Origin of the sequence: Gordonia sp. Z-3 (assembly GCF_036233855.1) — a bacterium.
In the GTDB taxonomy this organism is placed as follows: domain Bacteria; phylum Actinomycetota; class Actinomycetes; order Mycobacteriales; family Mycobacteriaceae; genus Gordonia; species Gordonia tangerina.
The window spans coordinates 141,769-161,091 of sequence record NZ_JAZARS010000013.1 but is presented as its reverse complement, the minus strand read 5'-3'; the positions used below and the strand labels follow the sequence as shown (position 1 = coordinate 161,091).

Sequence of the window (19,323 nt, the reverse complement as noted above, 5' to 3'; positions counted from 1 at the left end):
CACCTCGTCTGTAAGGAGATCTTGATGGGGCTGTGGTCGTGGGTCATACGGGTGTGGTCAGAAGATCTTGATGGGGTTGATGATGTCGGCGGTCAGTGTCAACACCATGAATCCACCCATGACGACGACGACCGCGTAGGTGATCGGCATCAATTTCAGGTAGTCGACCGGCCCGGCGGCAGCGCGGCCGAACCAGCCGCGCACGGTGTTGCGAGCTTTCTCGTAGCCGACGATGGCCATGTGTCCGCCGTCCAACGGTAGTAGCGGCACCAGGTTGAACAAGCCGAGGAAGAAATTGATGCTGATCAGCAGCATCAGGAACAGGCTCCAGGCGCCGCGTTCGGCGGCCTGTCCACCCATCACCGACGCACCATAGACACTGACGGGTGTGTCGGCCGCGCGTTCGCCGCCGGTCACCGCGGTCCACAGTGCACTGACCTTCGACGGCAGCGACAGCAGGGCGTCCCAGGTGGCCACGAACAGGTCGCCGGTGAAGACAAACGCTCCCGGGACGATGGCGAGACCGTCGTACTGGGTGATCGCGGGCGGCGGCGAGAACGTGATGCCGACCTTGCGGGTCTGCTCGGTGGTGGTGGTCCCGTCGGTCTGGTTGATCACGACGGTCGACGGTTGCGGCGTCAAGGTGAGATCGATCTGTTGACCAGCGCGGTCCACCGTGAGGGCGACCGGCCCCGACGCGTCGGTGATGAGCGTCGACACCTCGGAGTAGTCGGAGACGGACTGACCGTTGACCGCCACGATGGTGTCGCCGGGTTGCATCCCTGCAGCGCCGGCCGGTCCCGTACCCGAGCAGGGCGTCGAGATGGGTTCGGCATCGGCCGAGTAGGTGGTCTGGCCGGGCACGCAGGTCACCTGCGAGACGGTCGCCGGCACCGGGTCCTGGCTGATGTTCGGCAGGCCCCAGATCGCGCCGACCACGATCACCAGGGCGAAGCCGAGGATGAAATTCTGGGCCGGCCCGGCGAACAGCACGACGAGCCGCTTCCACGGCTTCTGCAGATACATGGCGCGTGGCCGGTCCTCGTCGGCGATCTCGTCGTATGGCGTCATCCCGGCGATGTCACAGAAGCCGCCGAGTGGCAGCGCCTTGATCCCGTACTCGGTCTCCCCCTTGCGCGTCGACCAGACTGTGGGTCCGAAGCCGACAAAGTAGCGGCGCACCTTCATGCCGGTCGCCTGCGCCGCCCACATGTGGCCGCATTCGTGCCAGGCCACCGACAACAGCAGCGCCGCGGCGAACAGCACCACGCCCAGGGCGAAACTCACTGATTCACTCCATCCGAATATGCCGTGACCAGACGCGATGCCTGTGCGCGTGCCCACTGGTCGGCGGCCAAGACGTCCTCCACAGTACCTGGCTGCGCACGCCACTGATCTGCCTCGCCGAGCACCTCACCGATGATCTCGACGATGCGCGGGAACCGGATCGCGCCGGCGAAGAAACCCGCCGCGGCCGCTTCGTTCGCGGCGTTGTAGACCGCGGTCAGCGAGCCGCCCCCCTGCCCGGCCGCCCGCGCCAGGTCGATGGCCGGGAAGACGGCGTTGTCGACGGGTTCGAAGGTCCAGGCGGATGCGGTGGAGAAATCGCACGCCGACGACGAGCCGGGCACCCGGTCGGGCCACCCCAGGGCGAGCGCGATCGGCAGTTTCATCGACGGCGGTGACGCCTTTGCGATGGTCGCTCCGTCGACGAAGGTCACCATCGAATGCACGATCGACTGTCGGTGCACGGTGACGTCGATGCGGTCGTAGTCGACGCCGAACAGCAGGTGCGCCTCGATGACCTCGAGTGCCTTGTTGACCAGGGTCGCAGAATTGAGGGTGATCATCGGACCCATCGACCAGGTGGGATGGTGACCGGCCTGCTCCGGGGTCACGTCGAGGAGGGCTTCCCGTGTCCAGCCGAAAAAAGGACCACCCGAAGCGGTGAGCACGAGGCGGTCGACCTCCGCGGCGGTGCCGCCACGCAGGCACTGGGCGATGGCCGAGTGCTCGGAGTCGACGGGGACGATCTGCCCGGGTGCCGCCGCATCGAGGACCAGCGATCCGCCGGCGACCAGCGACTCCTTGTTGGCCAACGCGAGGCGGGCCCCGGTCCGCAGCGCAGCCAGGCTGGGTCGAAGCCCGATCGAGCCCACCACGGCGTTGAGCACCACGTCGGAGTCCACCGAGGCGATGAGGTCGCACATCGCCTCGGCGCCACCCAACACCGTCGAGCCGAGGTCGTCGGACAGGCTCCGCGCGGCAGCCGGGTCCGCGACGGCCAACCGATCCGCAGAGACCCCGAATGCGCGGGCCTGCTCACGCAGGAGATCGAGGTTGCCGCCCCCGGCGCCGAGTCCCACGACCTGGAATCGCTCGGGATGCTCGGCGATCACCTCGAGGGCTTGGACGCCGATAGAGCCGGTCGAGCCGAGGATGAGTACGCGCGTCGTCACCGGGCCATTGTCCCGCTTCGATCGACTGTGCCCCAAATCCCGCGGAGTGGGTCCGCCGCCGGGGTCAGCTCGGTGGATGCACCGACCGCCAGTGCTCGGCGATGTCGATGCGCCGGGGGATCCAGACGCCTTCGTGTGACTGGATGTGATCGAGGAAACGTTCGAGGGCGGCGAGGCGAGCCGGACGACCGACGAGACGACAGTGCAACCCGACCGACAGCATCTTGGGTGCGCCCTCGACGCCTTCGCGGTAAAGGACGTCGAAGGCATCTCGCAGGTGGGTGAAGAACTGCTCGCCCGACGGGAAACCGCCCGGTGAGGCGAATCGCATGTCGTTGGTGTCCAAGGTGTAGGGCACCACCAGGTGGTCGACGAGCCGCTCGCCGCGACGCACCTTCACCCAGTAGGGCAGATCGTCGGCATAGCTGTCGGAGTCGTAGACGAATCCGCCTTGCTCGACGACGAGCTGGCGGGTGTTGGGCGAATCGCGGCCGGTGTACCAGCCCAGCGGTCGTTGGCCGGTGATCTCGGTCAACAGCTCGATACCCGCCTGCATGTGCTCGCGTTCGATGTGGGTGTCGACGAGCTGATAACTGAGCCATCGGTACCCGTGACAGGCGATCTCGTCGCCGCGTTCGACGAATGCGGCGGCGGCGTCGGGGTTACGGGCCATCGCCTGGGCGACCGCGAAGATCGTCAGCGGCAACTGACGCCGTCCGAAGGTGCGTAGGATGCGCCACACGCCGGCCCGCGATCCGTACTCGTAGAGCGACTCCATGCTCATGTGCCGGTTCGGGAATGCCTGCGCACCGATCATCTCCGAGAGGAATGTCTCGCTGGCCCGATCGTTCTCGAGGACGTTGTTCTCCGAGCCCTCCTCGTAGTTGAGGACGAACTGCACCGCGATCTTCGCGCCGCCCGGCCACTGCGGATCCGGCGGTGCGGCACCGTAACCGATCATGTCGCGGGGGTAGTTCTCGCCGCGGTAGTCGGCCAGCTTTCGGTGCGGGGTGTCGGACATGGCGGCATTGTTTCACCCCGACGGGGTCTGCGCGTGGTGGCGCCGCGCCGCCACCGGCGCCCTACCGTTATGCTTGTCGCGTACTACTACCGGTCGTCAGACTTCTGACCGCCGGCACGCAGCGACCGGCACGCACAGTGAGGAGCCACCGTGGCAAGCACCGAGGTTGAGCAGATCGACACCGGCTGGGTTCGCGAGCCCGCGGATGCGCCGTCGGCCCGCTTCGGGTGGCACGGACAAGCCCGCAAGACGTTCATGATCGCCGGATGGTTCTGCGTGTTCGCCCTGCTGGCGATGTTCATCGGTAACCACACGGGCCACGTCGAGGACATCTACCTCGCCGCATTCGCCGCCGTTCTCGCGTTCTTCCTACTCAAGCCGATCTGGACCAGCCGCGGTCGTTGGAAGAACTGACGCCGGTCAGCGTTCTTCGGCGGCCAACTGGCCGCAGGCCGCGGCGATCTCCTGGCCGCGGGTGTCCCGGACGGTGCACGACACACCCTGTTCCCGTACCCGCCTGACGAATCCGCGCTCCACCGGCTTCGGGCTCGCATCCCATTCGGACCCCGGTGTGGGATTCAACGGGATCAGATTCACGTGGACCAGCGATCCCAGTGCCCGACGCAACTTCTCCCCCAGCATGTCCGCTCGCCACGGCTGATCGTTGACGTCGCGGATCAGGGCGTACTCGATCGAGACACGACGGCCGGTGGTGTCGGCGTAGTAGCGGGCCGCGTCCAGCACCTCGGCCACCGACCATCGGTTGTTGACCGGCACCAGCGTGTCGCGCAGTTCGTCGTCGGGTGTGTGCAGAGACACCGCGAGCGTCACCGCCAACCCCTCGTCGGCCAGGCGTCGGATCGACGGGGCCAGTCCGACCGTGGAGACGGTGACCGATCGCGCGGAGATCCCGAGTCCGTCGGGCACCGGCGAGGTGATCTGCCGCACCGCACTGACCACGCGCTTGTAGTTTGCCAGCGGCTCCCCCATACCCATGAAGACGACGTTCGACAGCCGGCCCGGTTCCCCGAACTCCCCGTCGCGCAATGCGCGCGCTGCCGCACGCACCTGGTCGACAATCTCGGCGGTCGACAGATTGCGGTCCAGACCGCCCTGTCCGGTCGCGCAGAACGGGCATGCCATGCCGCAACCGGCCTGACTCGAGATGCACAGTGTGTTGCGATCGGAGTAGCGCATCAGCACGCTCTCGAGCAAAGTGCCGTCGTGCAGTCGCCATAACGTCTTGCGGGTGTCGCCGTCGTCGCAGGCGATGTGGCGCACCGGCGACAGCAGCGGCGGGAAGAGGTTTTGCCCGACGGCATCGCGGGCCGCCGACGGCAGATCGGTCATTTCGGCCACATCACCGTTGAGTCGGCCGAAGTACTGCCGGGCCAACTGATTTGCGCGGAACTTCGGTAGACCGAGTGCGGAGAGCGCGGTCACCCGGCCTGCGGTGTCCAGGTCGGCGAAGTGGGTGGGCGGACGCCCGCGCTTGGGCGCGTCGAACACGAGCGGCAATGACGTCATACCGTTATTGTCGCATGTCATGATGGCTGTATGACGACACCGGATCCGCAGCCGCACCGGCCCGTCGGCGCGGGCGAGCCGATCGAGCATCCCACCACGCCGGAGCCCGACGGCGAGCATCAGGCGCTGTTGGCCGAGCGCGATGAGCTGCGCACCAAGATCAAGAAGGTGGAGCACACCCGGACTCGGGCGACGTTCTACGGTCTGGTGATCGGCGCTGTGATCACCATCCTGCTGCTCATCTTCATCCTGCAGAACCTGGAGAGCCAGACGATCATGCTGATCTTCTGGGAGGTCAACCTGCCGCTCGGGGTGAGTCTGCTGATCGCCGCCATCGCCGGTGCGTTGATCGTGGCGTTCGCGGGCGGGCTCCGCATGCTGCAGCTCAGCCGGGCGTTGAAAAAGGCCAAACGCTGACGACGGCGCTGCTCACAGCAACGCCGTCAACACCGCCCAGACGATGAAGGCCGACGGCAGCAGCGAATCGAGACGATCCATGATGCCGCCGTGGCCGGGCAACAGCGTACCCATGTCCTTGATTCCCAGGTCGCGCTTGACCTGAGATTCGACCAGGTCCCCCAGGGTGGCGCAGACCACCAATACCGGCCCCAGGATCATGCCGACCCACCAGTGGGCGTCGAGCAGGAACACCCCGCAACACACCGCTCCGCCCGTGCCCACCAGGAACGACCCGACCAGGCCTTCCCAGCTCTTCTTCGGGCTGATCGCCGGCGCCATCGGATGTTTGCCGAACAGCACACCGAAGCCGTAGCCACCGACGTCGGAGCAGACCACCACCACCATCAGGGTCGCCACCCGCGCGGCGCCATGATCCTGGACCACCAACTGCGCACCGAAGGATGCCAGCAGCGGCAGCCAGGCGAGGATGAACACGCTGGCGGCGAGGTTGCGCAGATAATTCTCCGGCGCGTGGTGAATTCCTTGCGCCAGCAGCATCCAGACCATCAGCACCAGCACGGTCGCGACGAAGGCGGTCAGGACACCGGTGGGACCCCAGGGCCACCCGGACCAGATGATGACCTGCCCGCCGATGACCAGTGGCCAGAACGCAATCTGATAGCCACCGTCGCGCAGTCGCTTGAAGACCTCCCATGTGGCGATCGCGAATGCGACCGCCACCACCCCGTACCAGATCTTCGGCGCGAAGATCAGGATCAGGATGATCGAGATACCGAGCGAGAATCCGACCGCGAGCGCAGCCGGGAGATTGCGTCCGGCGCGCGACTTCGTGGTCTTCGGCGCGTCCGGGGTCTCCGGGCTCTCGGTCGATTCGGTGGCCATCGGCTGCGGTGACGATGCGTGGGGGCGGTCGGTGCTCACACCTCGAGCAATTCGTTCTCTTTGTGCTTCACGAGTTCGTCGACCTGGGTGACGTAACCGGCGGTCGTCTTGTCGAGTTCCTTCTCCGCGCGGTTCACCTCGTCCTCGCCGGCCTCGCCATCCTTCTGGATGCGTTTGAGCTCGTCGACGGCCTTGCGGCGCACGTTGCGGATCGCGACCTTGGCGTCTTCGCCCTTGCTCTTGGCCTGCTTCACCAGCTCCTTGCGACGATCCTCGGTGAGCTGCGGGATCGCCACCCGGATGACGTTGCCGTCATTGGTCGGGTTCACACCGAGATCGGAGTTGCGGATGGCGGTTTCGATGTCCCGCAGGGTCGAGGCCTCATAGGGCTTGATCACCACCAGGCGCGCCTCGGGGGTGTTGATGCCTGCCACCTGGGTGATCGGCGTGAGAGCGCCGTAGTACTCGATGTGGACCTTGTTGAACATCGCCGGGTTGGCGCGACCGGTACGGATGGAGCCCATGTCGTCTTTGGCGACACTGACCGCCTTCTCCATTTTCTCTTCGGCGTCCAGGAGCGCATCGTCGATCATCGTCGTCCTATATCTACTCGGTGCGGTGTGCGTGTGGGATGAGTGTGGGGTCGATCAGGTGGCGACCAGGGTGCCGATCCGTTCGCCCGCGACGGCCCGGGCGATGTTGCCCTGCTCGAGCAAATTGAACACCAGGATCGGCATTTTGTTGTCCATACAGAGACTGAACGCGGTCGCGTCGGCGACCTTGAGCTCTTTGTCCAGCACCTCGCGGTGGGTGATCTCGGTGAACAGTTTCGCGTCGGGCACCGTGCGCGGGTCGGCGTCGAAGACCCCGTCGACCCCCTTGGCCATCAGCACCACCTCGGCCTTGATCTCCAGGGCACGCTGCGCGGCGGTGGTGTCGGTGGAGAAGTACGGCATCCCCATGCCGGCACCGAAGATCACCACCCGCCCCTTCTCGAGGTGTCGCTGCGCCCGAAGCGGCAGATAGGGTTCGGCCACCTGCCCCATCGTGATCGCGGTCTGCACACGCGTGGAGACGCCCCGCTTCTCCAGGAAATCCTGCAGCGCGAGACAGTTCATCACTGTGCCGAGCATGCCCATGTAGTCCGAGCGGGCGCGGTCGAGGCCACGTTGCTGCAGTTCGGCACCGCGGAAGAAGTTTCCGCCGCCGATCACGACCGCGACCTGCACACCCGATCCGACGACTTCGGCGATCTGGTCGGCGACAGTACCGACGACATCGGGGTCGAGTCCGACTCCGCCACCTCCGAACATCTCACCGCCGAGCTTGAGGAGCACCCGGGTGAAGCCGTGACGCTCGGACTCGTGCGGGGCCGGGGTTTCGCTCATCCAACTTCCTCCACTGGTCGATTCGGTGAATATCGTACGTCCCGGCGTGAGGTGTTCGATGACATGCGGCGTCACAAACCGTTCACAAGGGCACCGAAGGACCCCGACCTGCTGTTCGGTGGCGGGCTGCGGGGTGGAGGCGGCGCGGCGTCAGCGACTGCCGACGGCGGCCAGGACGGTCCGCATGGGTGGCCGGTCGTCGAGGACCGGACACGACCGACGGATGGTATGACTGCCGTCGGCCATCACGAACTGGGTCAGGGCACTTCCCGAATCCTCGACACCGACGCGAGCGAGCAGCGTCGCGACGATCTGTCGAGCCATCGGCCCGAGTTCGTGCAGGGGGCGGTTGCGATGGATGCGGGTGCCGAGGTCGATCTGACCGATGGCGTCGATGCCGAATTGCTCCACCGTGTCGAGGATGATGCCGATCTCCACCCCGTACCCGGCTGCAAACGGGATCGAGGTCAACAGTTCACGTGTGCCGGCGTACTCCCCGGCCAGCGGCTGGATCAGCGCGCCAAGCTCGGGCCGCAGCGCGGCGAGCAACGGCCGTACCACGAGCTCGGTGACCCGACCGCCTCCGGCGGGATCGACACCTGCCGCGCTCAGCAGCGGCCGACGGTAGTAGCCCTTGACGAGATGCAGTTCGGGCACCATCAGCAGCGGCGCGACCAGACGAGGGACGTACCCGGGGTCCGGCGAGACGAGGTCGCTGTCGACAAACACCACCAGGTCGCCACAGGTGGTGGCCAACGACCGCCACAAGACCTCACCCTTCCCGTCGAGCACCGGGACATCCGGGAGAGCCGACTGCCGGGTTTCGACACGTGCACCGGCGGCCGCCGCGCGCGCCATGGTGTTGTCCGACGACCCCGAGTCGACGACCACGATCTCGTCGACGAGTCCGCCGAGCAGAGGCGTGATGCTCGCGACCACCGACGCGACCGTGGCCTCCTCGTCGAGCGCGGGCAGCACCACCGACACCGTCCGACCGTCCTTGCGGTCGATGAGCTCGTCGACGCTCCAAGGCAGGCGATCCCAGGTGTTGGTCTCCAACCAGGTGGCCGAATCCTGCATCCCCGCGATCGTCATCCCGCCAACGCCTCCTCGAATTGCGGCCAGGCCCGGTGGAGTTCGTCCTGCCAGTACGGCCAGGAATGCGTGCCACCGGCATAGAGGTGGAAGGTGGCCGACACGCCGAGGGCACGCATGCGTTGCTGGAGGTTGCGAGTGCACTGCACGGTCGCCGTCTCGATCACGGCGCCCACCGCGAGCTGATCGAACAGCTTCATTCCGTCTCCGTCGATGCCCGGTCCGTCGAGGGTGTCATAGTTCTTCTTCGGTCAGGTCGCCTCGCAGGCCGAGACGGCGGTGTCATCGGCGCGTACCCAGCTGACCGCCGAGTTGCGCGACAGCCCGGTCGAACCCATCTTCCGCCGAGCCGGTGACCCAACGCTTCGCCGACTGCGCCTCGGCACAACTCACCTCGGCCCATCCCGAACGGCCGGCCGCGGGCTGCCAACCCGGCGGCGGGGACACCACCGGTATGGCGGCCACAATCGCCGCACAAGCCGGCCCGCAGCTGCACCACGCCACTCGCACCGTCGCCGCACACAGCTTCGTGGGCGCATTCGTCGCGACCCTGTGGGTACTGGCGGGTGCCTGCGTGCTGATCGCGATTCTGTCGGGAACCCTGGGCCTGCGACGTCGACCCCGATCGGGTCGGGGTATCAGAACCGGGGCCACACACCACGAACCCCGCGCCACTGGTAAGTGACGCGGGGTTCTGCGATCTGCGACCGGCTCAGGCCTGGCCGACCTCGAAGCGGGTGAAACCGTTGACGGTCACGCCGGCCTCGTCGAGGAGAGCCTTGACGGTCTTCTTGGAGTCCTGCACCGACGGCTGGTCGAGCAGCACGACGTCCTTGTAGAAACCGTTGACGCGGCCTTCGACGATTTTCGGCAGTGCCTGCTCGGGCTTGCCCTCTTCCTTCGCGGTCTGCTCTGCGATACGACGCTCGTTCTCCACGATGTCGGCGGGGACCTCGTCGCGGGTGGCGTACTTGGCCCGCAGCGCGGCGACCTGCATGGCGGCGCCACGCGCAGCCTCGGCCGCGTCGTCGCCCTCACCGGTGTAGGACACCAGCACACCCACGGCGGGCGGCAGGTCGGAAGCACGCTTGTGCAGGTACACCGCGACCGGTCCGTCGTAGTAGGCGACGCGACGCAGTTCGAGCTTCTCACCGATCTTCGCCGAGAGGGCCTGCACGGCGTCGTCGACGGTGCCGTCGTCGAGCTTCGCGGCCTTCAGCGAGTCGAGGTCGGTGGTCTTCGCCGACGCGGCGACGGCGACGATCTTGTCGGCGAGTTCTTGGAACTCGGCATTCTTCGCCACGAAGTCGGTCTCGGAGTTGATCTCCACCAGGGCGCCGTCCTTGGCGGCCACGAGGCCCTCGGCGGTGGAGCGCTCGGCGCGCTTGCCGACGTCCTTGGCACCCTTGATGCGCAGCTCCTCGACGGCCTTGTCGAAGTCGCCGTCATTGTTGGCCAGCGCGTTCTTGCAGTCCAGCATTCCTGAGCCGGTGAGCTCGCGGAGACGCTTCACATCGGCTGCGGTGTAGTTCGCCATCGTTGGCGAGCCTCCTTAGAGAGAGTGTGTCGATGCCGGTCGGGTCGCGACCCGACCGGCATCAGGACCGGGTGAGGTGATGCGACCGGTTACTGGGCGGCCGGTGCGGTACCGGCTTCGCCACCCGCGGGAGCGGTGGCCTGGGTGAGCAGCTCCTGCTCCCACTCGGCCAACGGCTCGCCGCCGCCCGCCTCCGGCTTGGAGTCATCCGACGACTGGCCGGCGCGGGCCTGCACGCCCTCGGCAACGGCCGAGGCGACCACACGGGTCAGCAGTGCGGCACTGCGGATCGCGTCGTCGTTGCCCGGGATCGGGTAGTCCACGAGATCGGGATCGCAGTTGGTGTCGAGGATCGCGATGACCGGGATGTTGAGCTTGCGTGCCTCACCGACAGCAATGTGCTCCTTGTTGGTGTCCACCACCCAAACGGCAGACGGCACCTTGGCCATATCTCGGATACCACCGAGGGTGCGCTCGAGCTTGTTCTTCTCACGCGTGAGCATGAGGATTTCCTTCTTGGTGCGACCTTCGAAACCACCGGTCTGCTCCATGGTCTCGAGTTCCTTCAGGCGCTGCAGGCGCTTGTGGACGGTCGAAAAGTTGGTGAGCATGCCACCGAGCCAGCGCTGGTTGACGTACGGCATCCCGACGCGGGTCGCCTCTGCGGCGATCGACTCCTGCGCCTGCTTCTTGGTGCCGACGAACAGCACGGTGCCACCGTGGGCGACGGTCTCCTTGACGAACTCGTACGCCTTGTCGATGTAGGTCAGCGTCTGCTGCAGGTCGATGATGTAGATGCCGTTGCGGTCGGTGAAGATGAACCGCTTCATCTTCGGGTTCCAACGGCGGGTCTGATGCCCGAAGTGTGCGCCGCTGTCCAGCAGCTGCTTCATGGTCACGACAGCCATGTCGTCACTATCCTTTGTGTGCAGTTGATGTCGACACCGGTTGATGCCGACCCTGGCGCCTGCAACCGTGGTGGACCCGGCGGCGGCGGAACCGCTCCGAGACCGCCCACCCGGCGGCGTGGACCGCGTCGTCACAGGTGACGGCGGCCGCTTCGCAGGCGCGCGAAGTCACCTCATCGATCTGCGATGAGGTGCGTGAGCGAGTTTACGCCGGTCAGCTGCAGAAAACCAAAACCCGGCAGCCGCCCCCGTGACCGGCGTCTCGCACATCCACGGGAGCCAACCGGCGCGCTCGTGCGTCTGAAAGACATGGCGCCCCTGTCTTCGCGATTCCGAGGTCGATGGTCACCCACGCTGCGCGTGCTGATGACCGCCATCGGCGAGCTCTGCGTGGTCACCCTGCTGCTGTGGCTGCTGCCCGCGATCGCATTCGGTGACGCCACCCGCTTTGTCGCACCGATCCCCTCGCCAGAGGTGGTGCGCGGCTTCGATCCACCGGAGCAACGGTGGCTTCCCGGGCATCGCGGGGTGGACCTCACGGCAACTCCTGGCGCCGCGGTACGCGCGGCCGGTGACGGCCGTGTCCGGTTCGCCGGGGAGGTCGCCGGACGCCCGGTCGTTTCGATCCGGCACACCGACGACCTGATCACCACCTACGAGCCGGTCCGGGCGTCGGTGCGCGAAGGTCAGTCGGTGCGTCACGGCACGGTGATCGGAGTGGTGGTGGCGGGTCATGTGGGGTGCCCGGCAGTGGCCTGTCTGCATTGGGGTGCACGGCGCGGCAGCGGTCGCGCGGCGGTGTACCTGAACCCGATGGCGTTGCTCGGCGCCGTCCGGGTACGACTCAAGCCGGTCGAACCGGACGATGTCAGGCTCTCGGGTGGGCTTGGCGATGCACGGCCCGCAGGCGTTCCACGCTGACGTGGGTGTAGATCTGGGTGGTCGCCAGCGACGAGTGGCCGAGAAGTTCTTGCACGACCCGCAAATCCGCTCCGCCCTCGAGCAGATGCGTGGCGGCGCTGTGCCGCAGACCGTGCGGGCCGATGTCGGGCACTCCGGCAGCCTGCACCGCGCGGTGCACCACGCTACGGGCCATCCGCTGGTCGAGGCGCCCACCCTTGACGCCGAGCAGCAGTGCATCGCCGGATCGCGTGGTCGCCAGCGTCGCGCGTCCGTCACGCAGCCATAGGTGCAACGCCCGGGCGGCGGGATCGCCGTAGGGCACCGATCGTTGCTTGTCGCCTTTGCCGATGACCCGCAGCACTCGCCGATCGGTGTCCACATCGCCGAGGTCGAGTCCGCACAGCTCACCGACTCGGATGCCGCTGGCGTAGAGCAACTCCAGGATGACTGCGTCGCGCAGGGCGACGGCGATGTGCACAGGATCGGTCTCGCCGTCGGCAGCGTCACCGCCGGTCACGGTGCCGACCGCCGACACGGCGGCCGCGGCCTGGTCCTGACCCAGCACGGTCGGCAACGTCCGGTGTGCTTTGGGGGCCTGCAATCGGGTCGCCGGGTCGTGCTCCAGCACTCCTTCACGAACGGCCCACGCGCAGAATGCCTTTGCCGAGGAGACCTGACGCGCAACAGTGGTCCGGGCCGCGCCGCGGCGGGTGTGGTCGGCGAGCCAACCGCGCAACAACGCCAGATCCATCGCGGTGATCGCAACTCCGCGCGCACCCGCGAAGGCCACCAGGCCCCGAGCATCACCGACGTAGGCGCGAACGGTGTGCTCGCTGAGTCCCTTCTCGTAACGGAGATGGGTGGTGAAGTCGTCGAGGAGCCCGTGGCCATCCACAGTGGACGACGACTTTCGGGTGTTGGACCGGTCGGTCATGGTCCGACCCAAGCGGCTTGGCGGGCCGGGCGCAACCGGCCACGCGGGTCGTTGCCGGATCGTGGCCGCCGACGCGGCGAGCTGCAGGCGTTCAGGCAGGCGCGCCGGCCGCTTCCTCTGCGGCCCGTAGTTCCGATTTCCACTCCCGGAAACCCTCTTCTGTGCGGCCCCGGCGCCAGTACCCGGAGATCGACGCGTTGGCCGCACTCACGCCACGTTCCTTGCGGACGTAGGCGCGAAGGTTGTGCATCACTGCCTGGGCCTCACCGTGGATGAACACCTGCGGTTCCCCGTCGAGCCAGTCCGCGTCGCGGACCGCGCTGATCAGCGGTGCGTTGTCGCCGGCCCGTTCGTCTGCGACCTCACCGGCCGCGCCACCTCGATGCACCCAGACGATGTCGGCCCCGGGCGGGGCGGTCAGCTCGATCTCGTCCTCGGGTCCGGCGACCTCGACGAAGACCTTTGCGATCGCGTCCGCCGGCAGCGCTTCGAGGGCAGCGGCCACTGCGGGCAGACCCGCCTCGTCGGCGGCCAACAGGTGCCACGGGGCGTCGCCGCGCGGCCGGTAGCCGCTACCCGGGCCGAGGAAGTGGATGGTGGTGCCGGCCACGACCCGCGCTGCCCACGGGCCGGCGATACCCTCGTCGCCGTGTACGACGAAGTCGACCGCGATCTCGCGCGCCGCGAGGTCGATCGACCGGACCGTGTAAGTCCGCAGCACCGGTTGCTCGCGCGAAGGCAGCAGTCGGATCATCTTGCGGTCGAAGTCGCGTCCGCGGTACGGCTCACCGTCGGGCCCGAAGGCGAGCTTGATGTACATGTCGGTGTCCCAGCTCGCCGGCTCCCCCGCTGGGACGAAGTCGTCGAAACCGTTGCCACCGAGATACAGCCGGACGATGTGCGGGGTCAGCTGCTCGCGACGTAGCACCGTCATCACGTTCAGATTCTTGGCCATGAAGCCTCCTCTCCGCGACCACAGTACGCCCTATTAGGTAAACCTAACCAGAACGGGACGTCGGGCGACGTCCCGTTGGCACCGAGCTGCCCAGCGACCTGCACCGCGCCCGCACCGGCGACGGTGGTGATCTAATCTTGGACTTCAGGTCGTTGAATATCTGTCTCACCAGTCCGAGCGAGGGAAGTCATGCCGGAGTCGTCGTCACCCAGACGAGGGTCCCGCCTCACTGTGGACGATTGGCTCGACGCGGCGATGCAGGTGCTGATGAGTGACGGTGTCGGTGCCATCAAGATCTCCCGTCTGTGCGACCGGCTCGGGGTCACCAAGGGCAGCTTCTACTGGCATTTCACCGACATCTCGGCGTTGATGACGGCGCTGTCAGATCATTGCCGTGGGATCGAGGAAGCGGCCCGGCGGACGCTCGCCAATCTGCAGGAGTTGCCGCCGGTCGAGCGAATCCAGTCGATGGGCGACCTGGTCAGCAATACCCGCCGCCGTTCGGTGGAGGCAGCGGTACGTGCGTGGGCCGAGACCGACCCCGAGCTCCAGGCGGCGGTGGTGGCGCTCGATCACACGACATTCGATGTCGCACAGGACGCTTTCGTGGAGCTGGGTTTCTCGCCGTTGGACGCGCACGCGCGCGCCACCGCGCTCGTGTACGTCGGGATCGGCTACATGCAGGGCGGCGAACGAGTCGAGGCGCCCACCGAGGACGACAAACGCATCTTCGTCGAGATGCTGATCCGTAGATAGGACGAGCAGCAACTCGCCGTCGGGTGTCTGGTCATGCCAGCCGCCACGCACCGTCGACGTTGACGACATGACCGCTGACATCCATGTGAGCCAGCGCCGACCTGACCCGGGCGGTCTCGAGGCCCGCCGAGAAGGCGATCTCTTCGATCGTCACCGACCCGCGTGCGGGTATCGCGTCATGCACCCGCTTGGCTTCCGGCGACAACGCGTCGGTGGACCGCACCGGACCTCGCCCCATGTCCCCACTGCCATCCGGGGCAGCCAGCGCGATCACCGCCTGCGGGTCGATGACCAGCGCGGCGAGCCCGTCGGCGATCAGCTGATGACATCCGACCGACGTGGCCGAGGTGACGGGCCCCGGGACCGCGCCGAGCGGACGACCGAGTTTGCGCGCCCAGGCCGCGGTGTTAGCAGCACCCGACCGTCGACCTGCCTCAACCACCACCACAGCTTTCGACATCGCCGCGACCAGCCGATTGCGGGTGAGGAACCGATGTTTCGCAGCTGTGGTGCCCGGCGGATACTCGGAGAGCACGAGCCCGTTCTCGGCGATCTGGTCGAAGAGTCGAGCATGTCCTGCCGGGTAGTCGCGGTCGATTCCGCAGGCCATCACGGCCATTGTCTGGCCGCCCGAGGCCACCGCCGCGCGATGCGCCGCGCCGTCGACGCCGAAGGCCCCACCCGAGACCACCGCCCAGTTCTCCGCGACCAGCCCGCCCGCAAACGTCGAGGTGACCTGTTCGCCGTAGCGTGAGGCCGCCCGCGACCCGATCGGCGCGATGCCGGTGGACGCCACCTCGTCGAGACGGGAGGTGCCGCGAACCCACAAGGCGAGGGGTTCGCCGCCACGAGATGCGGTGTCGGCCTGACCGAGCGCCAACAAGGGCCAGGCGGGCCACTCCGGGTCGTCTCGGGTCACCAATCGGGCACCGATCCGCGCGGCAACGTCCAGATCCTGCGCCGCCAGATCGGTGTCGGCTCGGGCAGCCGTCGCCGTCAGGACCTCGTCGTGGCCGTGCGGCACCGAACGTGCACGGATGGCGGCAGCCGTCTCGATTGGACCGAGCTCATCGCACAGCGACAGCAGCGCAGCGTTGGGTGGCTCGACAACCCGGGCGAGGTAGGCCCAGGCACGCAGTTCGGTGTCGTCGGTCATCAGCACCCACCACGGTCGCGATAGAGCAATGCCTCGGCGACCTCCGTCTCGCCCGGCTGCGTCAGCCCTTTCAGGTCTCCCAGCGTCCAGGCCAACCGGATGGCCCGGTCGGCGCCGCGCGCGGTCACTCGTCCGTCCCGTAAGAACAACTCGATCGGACGCAGAGCCGCCGGTGACAGCCGAAAACGCTGCCGCAGAGCCGAACCGGGAACTTCGGCATTGGTCAGCCACCCGTGACATCCCCACCGATCCAGCGCCGCACGACGAGCGGCCGCCACACGGTCCCGGACGGCGGTACTGGATTCCTCGGCGTCCGACATCAATGCCGTATTGCCTGGCGGGTCCATCCTTACCCGTATGTCGACGCGGTCCATCAGCGGTCCGGACAGCTTCCCCAGGTAGCGTCGCCTGGCAACCGCCGAGCAGATGCAGTCGATGTCGTGCGCCGGGGCGCACGGGCACGGGTTGGCGGCCATGATCAGCTGAAACCGCGCCGGGTAGGTGGCCACCCCGTCGCGTCGCGAGACCCGGACCTCCCCTTCTTCGAGCGGTTGGCGCAAGGCGTCCAACACTTTCGGCCCCATCTCGGCACATTCGTCGAGGAACAGCACTCCTCGGTGCGCCCGGGATACTGCACCCGGCCTGGCCATCCCGGTACCACCGCCGAGCAGCGCCGTGGTGGAGGTGGTGTGGTGTGGGGCGATGAACGGTGGCTCGGTCACCAACGGGCGACCCGCACGTAGGGTACCGGCGATGCTGTGAATGGCGGTCACCTCCAGCGATTCCTCGGATCCGAGCGGCGGGAGTATCCCCGGCAGGCGTCGCGCCAACATCGTCTTACCGATGCCAGGCGGCCCGGTCATCAACACGTGATGCGCTCCCGCCGCGGCGATCTCGAGCGCGTGGCGCGCCTCGGACTGACCCACCACCTCGGACATGTCGTGATACTCGATCGGCGGCGGGAGGGATTCACTGTCGGTCACCGTGTCGAGGACCGTCTCGCCGGCCAGCCATCGCACCACTTCTGTGAGGTTCTCCGCGCCGCCGATCTCCAGGTCGGTCACCAACGTCGCCTCTGCGACGTTGGACATCGGCACGACCGCATGGGTGAAACCGTGATCGCGGGCGTGTTTGAGCGCAGGCAGCACGCCTCGGACCGGTCGGAGCCCGCCGTCGAGTCCGAGTTCTCCGAGGAACACCGTGCGTGCGGTGCGCGAGACCGTGACCTGCTTGGTCGCGGCCAGGATCGCCAGTGCCATACCAAGATCGAACGAGGACCCGGCTTTTGGGAGGTCGGCCGGTGCGAGCGATACCGTCACCTTGAGATCGGGGAACTTCAGCCCGCTGTTGCTGATCGCGGCGCGCACCCGGTCCTTGGCCTCTCGCAACGATGCGTCGACCTTGCCGTTGACGACGAAGCCGGGCAAGCCGTGTCCGACGTTGGCCTGGATCTCGATCTGATTGGCTTCGAAGGCGTTGAGCCCCACCGACTGGATCGAACCCAGCCCGGTCGTCAGGCGCGGGTCGTCGGTCATTCGAACACTCCCCGGTGGTGGCGCACCCTCGCGCGGTCGAGCGCCAACGGTTCGTGCGGGTCGAGTTGCACGCTGATGATGTCGAACCGGATACGTGACCACCAGCGGTCGCGGTTGCCGGCGAGCCATTCTCGGGCCAGGCGGCGCATGCGTGCGAACTTGAGCGGTGTGACCGCGGCGACCGGATCGTCGAAGACCCGTGAGGCCCGTGTCTTGACCTCGACCACCACCAGTTCATCGGTGTCGGCAGCGATGATGTCGAGTTCCCCGAAACGGTTACGCCAGTTGCGATCCAGTACTCGCCAACCGAGTTCCACCACGAAGTCGGCGGCCAGATCCTCACCGCACCGGCCGATCTCGGCTGTGCTCGGTCGAGTCCGCGATGAGTTCCGAGCAGACGGTGGATCGGACGGCCGGGATGGGTTCTCGCTCATGAGAGCAGCATCGTCGGGTGAGGCCGCGAATAAGCCTGTACGACGATGCGCGATGCAGATCTGTGGACAGAGCACCCCTGTGGACAGCCGGTCCGGGGGTGGCACGGGTCAGAGCTTGAGGTCTCGGTCCGGGTTGTCGTCGGGTTCGGACGACGACGCGGCATCGTCGGAGGTGGCCGGCGTGATCGGTTGTGGTGGTGCCCAATCGCCGATGACCGGGGGGCCCACCAGTGGCAGGGTGCCGACGATTTCGGCACCGTTGTCGGTGGTGTGCAGATAGTGTGCGGATTTGTGCTCGGTGTTGTTGGGCCCGCGGCCGCGGCCGCCGCCATGGGGTGCGCCCATCGGAGCCGCACCCGCTCGGCTCGGACCGGCACCGACCGGCGTCGTCGTCGCGGAGGTGCCCGACGTGGGCGCAGCTGTGGGCATTGCGGCCGACAAGCGGCGAGACAGTGCCGCGGGATTCGCTCCGCTCGAGCCGCTGGACCCGCCGGCCGAAGAACCTCCCGCGCCCCCACTGCCCGCGAGTTTTGCACCACCCGCGCCGGCGGCCGCACTGCCGGGCATCATCATCGCGGACGGTGACACCGTGCTGCTCGACGAGTCGGGGCTGCCAAGTCCGCCACGGGTCAAGCTGTCGGGCCCATCTCCCCCGCCGCCGCCGTTGCCACTGCCCTCGCCGAGGGACAGCGGGGAGTCGCCGGCTTTCGCCGAGTCTGCCTGTGGCACGGGATCGGTGGAGGTACCGCCGCTCGGCGGGGCCGTCGGTTGCTTCGCAGACTGCGAACCGTAGTCACCCAGATCGGTGGCTGCGGCCGCCGAGGACCGCGCCGCTGCGCTGGGGCCACCGCTGCTACCGGCCCCGCCAGCCGATCCCCCGGCACCTGTTCCGGCCAGTAGACCGTCGGCTCCGGTAATGCCGGCCAGACCCAGGCCATCGCCGGCCGAACTCATCGGACCGTTGTAGGTTTCGGTCATCAACAGCCCCGCCCTCGTCATGGCGCCGAATGCGTCGCCCAACGGGTTCAGGAGCTCGCCCTGAAGTTCCATCAGCGACCCACGCTGGGCCTGCGAGGCCAGCAAGACCGACTGGGCGTTCACGAGCGCGTCGATGCCAGGCTGGGCGTTCGCCGCCGCGGACACGATGTCGCTGGAGATCTGCCGAGCCGCGTCCTCGCTGGAGCTCGCCGCGACCCCCTGCAGGCCGTCACCGCCGAACCGGTAGAGGTGTTGCGCCGCCTCGTGAGCTGCGGAGATGGCCTGGGCCAGCGCTTGGGCGTCGGCAGCCGCGGACTCGGGACCCATTGACTCCAGACGCGACAAGATCTGCTGAATCGCGACAAACCAATTGGTATTGCCGCCCCCGACCGCCCCCGTCATCGCCCCTCCGTCCCGACTCGACCCACGGACATC

The 19,323-nt window shown here is 67.3% G+C and carries 21 protein-coding genes and 1 pseudogene; 5 read left to right on the top strand and 17 right to left on the bottom strand.

Translation table 11 applies throughout. The features are described from left to right. Positions 1 to 57: 57 nt before the first annotated feature. The 3 genes from VX037_RS16310 to puuE all read right to left on the bottom strand — a co-directional run bounded on the left by VX037_RS16310 (position 58) and on the right by puuE (position 3,480). On the bottom strand, positions 58 to 1,287 hold the full coding sequence (locus VX037_RS16310; RefSeq protein ID WP_287015609.1) for a M50 family metallopeptidase: 1,230 nt from the start codon (positions 1,285 to 1,287) through the stop codon (positions 58 to 60). Beyond that, positions 1,284 to 2,459, bottom strand: coding sequence for a 1-deoxy-D-xylulose-5-phosphate reductoisomerase (gene dxr / locus VX037_RS16305; RefSeq protein WP_287015610.1), 1,176 nt, complete (start codon positions 2,457 to 2,459; stop codon positions 1,284 to 1,286). Before dxr ends, VX037_RS16310 begins: the two co-directional genes overlap by 4 nt. 64 nt (positions 2,460 to 2,523) lie before the next feature. Further along, entirely contained in the window at positions 2,524 to 3,480 is a 957-nt protein-coding gene (gene puuE / locus VX037_RS16300; protein ID WP_235722262.1) for an allantoinase PuuE, read from the bottom strand. A 150-nt stretch (positions 3,481 to 3,630) separates the two neighbouring features. Between puuE and VX037_RS16295 the strand changes: the two genes are divergently transcribed. After that, on the top strand, positions 3,631 to 3,894 hold the full coding sequence (locus tag VX037_RS16295) for a DUF2631 domain-containing protein (RefSeq protein WP_235722263.1): 264 nt from the start codon (positions 3,631 to 3,633) through the stop codon (positions 3,892 to 3,894). 6 nt (positions 3,895 to 3,900) lie between these two features. Here the strand turns inward: VX037_RS16295 and rlmN are convergent, their stop codons facing one another. Further along, entirely contained in the window at positions 3,901 to 5,007 is a 1,107-nt protein-coding gene (gene rlmN / locus VX037_RS16290; protein ID WP_328714956.1) for a 23S rRNA (adenine(2503)-C(2))-methyltransferase RlmN, read from the bottom strand. A gap of 30 nt (positions 5,008 to 5,037) precedes the next feature. On the opposite strand from rlmN, the gene VX037_RS16285 reads away from it, so the two are divergent. Beyond that, positions 5,038 to 5,424 carry a LapA family protein gene (locus tag VX037_RS16285; protein WP_235722265.1) on the top strand — a complete coding sequence of 129 codons (387 nt, stop codon included), beginning with the start codon at positions 5,038 to 5,040 and terminating at the stop codon, positions 5,422 to 5,424. 12 nt (positions 5,425 to 5,436) lie between these two features. Here the strand turns inward: VX037_RS16285 and VX037_RS16280 are convergent, their stop codons facing one another. The 5 genes and pseudogenes from VX037_RS16280 to VX037_RS16260 form a co-directional block, all read right to left on the bottom strand. Then, complete coding sequence (locus tag VX037_RS16280; protein ID WP_266063046.1) at positions 5,437 to 6,309, bottom strand: phosphatidate cytidylyltransferase; 873 nt, start codon at positions 6,307 to 6,309, stop codon at positions 5,437 to 5,439. Positions 6,310 to 6,344: 35 nt separating this feature from the next. Further along, positions 6,345 to 6,902: a ribosome recycling factor gene (gene frr / locus VX037_RS16275; protein ID WP_235722267.1), complete on the bottom strand. Its 558-nt coding sequence runs from the start codon at positions 6,900 to 6,902 to the stop codon at positions 6,345 to 6,347. 54 nt (positions 6,903 to 6,956) lie between these two features. Further along, entirely contained in the window at positions 6,957 to 7,697 is a 741-nt protein-coding gene (pyrH, locus tag VX037_RS16270) for a UMP kinase (protein WP_235722268.1), read from the bottom strand. Between the two features lie 150 nt (positions 7,698 to 7,847). Beyond that, a complete protein-coding gene (locus tag VX037_RS16265; protein WP_328714955.1) occupies positions 7,848 to 8,792 on the bottom strand; it encodes a glucosyl-3-phosphoglycerate synthase in 945 nt (314 codons plus the stop codon). Beyond that, positions 8,789 to 9,031: pseudogene (locus VX037_RS16260) on the bottom strand (alpha/beta hydrolase-fold protein); the annotation flags it as partial. The gene VX037_RS16265 and the pseudogene VX037_RS16260, both read right to left, overlap by 4 nt. A 113-nt stretch (positions 9,032 to 9,144) precedes the next feature. On the opposite strand from VX037_RS16260, the gene VX037_RS16255 reads away from it, so the two are divergent. Next, the gene (locus tag VX037_RS16255; protein WP_328714954.1) at positions 9,145 to 9,477 is read left to right on the top strand and encodes a hypothetical protein; all 333 of its coding nucleotides are present in this window, start codon (positions 9,145 to 9,147) and stop codon (positions 9,475 to 9,477) included. A gap of 27 nt (positions 9,478 to 9,504) precedes the next feature. Here the strand turns inward: VX037_RS16255 and tsf are convergent, their stop codons facing one another. Beyond that, the gene (tsf, locus tag VX037_RS16250; protein WP_287015615.1) at positions 9,505 to 10,329 is read right to left on the bottom strand and encodes a translation elongation factor Ts; all 825 of its coding nucleotides are present in this window, start codon (positions 10,327 to 10,329) and stop codon (positions 9,505 to 9,507) included. A gap of 89 nt (positions 10,330 to 10,418) precedes the next feature. Then, positions 10,419 to 11,237: a 30S ribosomal protein S2 gene (gene rpsB, locus VX037_RS16245; protein WP_235722272.1), complete on the bottom strand. Its 819-nt coding sequence runs from the start codon at positions 11,235 to 11,237 to the stop codon at positions 10,419 to 10,421. Positions 11,238 to 11,603: 366 nt separating this feature from the next. Between rpsB and VX037_RS16240 the strand changes: the two genes are divergently transcribed. Further along, complete coding sequence (locus VX037_RS16240) at positions 11,604 to 12,158, top strand: murein hydrolase activator EnvC family protein (RefSeq protein WP_287015616.1); 555 nt, start codon at positions 11,604 to 11,606, stop codon at positions 12,156 to 12,158. On the opposite strand, the gene VX037_RS16235 is transcribed toward VX037_RS16240, so the two are convergent. Beyond that, positions 12,106 to 13,074: a tyrosine recombinase XerC gene (locus VX037_RS16235; RefSeq protein WP_287015617.1), complete on the bottom strand. Its 969-nt coding sequence runs from the start codon at positions 13,072 to 13,074 to the stop codon at positions 12,106 to 12,108. The genes VX037_RS16240 and VX037_RS16235 overlap by 53 nt on opposite strands. Positions 13,075 to 13,165: 91 nt before the next feature. Then, positions 13,166 to 14,029, bottom strand: coding sequence for a siderophore-interacting protein (locus VX037_RS16230; protein WP_287015618.1), 864 nt, complete (start codon positions 14,027 to 14,029; stop codon positions 13,166 to 13,168). A 231-nt stretch (positions 14,030 to 14,260) separates the two neighbouring features. Here VX037_RS16230 and VX037_RS16225 point away from each other — a divergent pair, with 231 nt between their 5' ends. Continuing rightward, positions 14,261 to 14,785: a TetR/AcrR family transcriptional regulator gene (locus VX037_RS16225; RefSeq protein ID WP_287015619.1), complete on the top strand. Its 525-nt coding sequence runs from the start codon at positions 14,261 to 14,263 to the stop codon at positions 14,783 to 14,785. Between the two features lie 31 nt (positions 14,786 to 14,816). Here VX037_RS16225 and dprA read toward each other — a convergent pair whose 3' ends face one another. The 4 genes from dprA to VX037_RS16205 form a co-directional block, all read right to left on the bottom strand. Beyond that, positions 14,817 to 15,941 carry a DNA-processing protein DprA gene (dprA, locus tag VX037_RS16220; RefSeq protein WP_328714952.1) on the bottom strand — a complete coding sequence of 375 codons (1,125 nt, stop codon included), beginning with the start codon at positions 15,939 to 15,941 and terminating at the stop codon, positions 14,817 to 14,819. Then, a complete protein-coding gene (locus VX037_RS16215; protein WP_235722278.1) occupies positions 15,941 to 17,476 on the bottom strand; it encodes a YifB family Mg chelatase-like AAA ATPase in 1,536 nt (511 codons plus the stop codon). The genes dprA and VX037_RS16215 overlap by 1 nt, the downstream gene beginning before the upstream one ends. Then, a complete protein-coding gene (locus tag VX037_RS16210; RefSeq protein WP_287015621.1) occupies positions 17,473 to 17,910 on the bottom strand; it encodes a YraN family protein in 438 nt (145 codons plus the stop codon). The genes VX037_RS16215 and VX037_RS16210 overlap by 4 nt, the downstream gene beginning before the upstream one ends. A 108-nt stretch (positions 17,911 to 18,018) precedes the next feature. Further along, complete coding sequence (locus VX037_RS16205; protein ID WP_328714950.1) at positions 18,019 to 19,290, bottom strand: hypothetical protein; 1,272 nt, start codon at positions 19,288 to 19,290, stop codon at positions 18,019 to 18,021. Between the last annotated feature and the right edge of the window lie 33 nt (positions 19,291 to 19,323).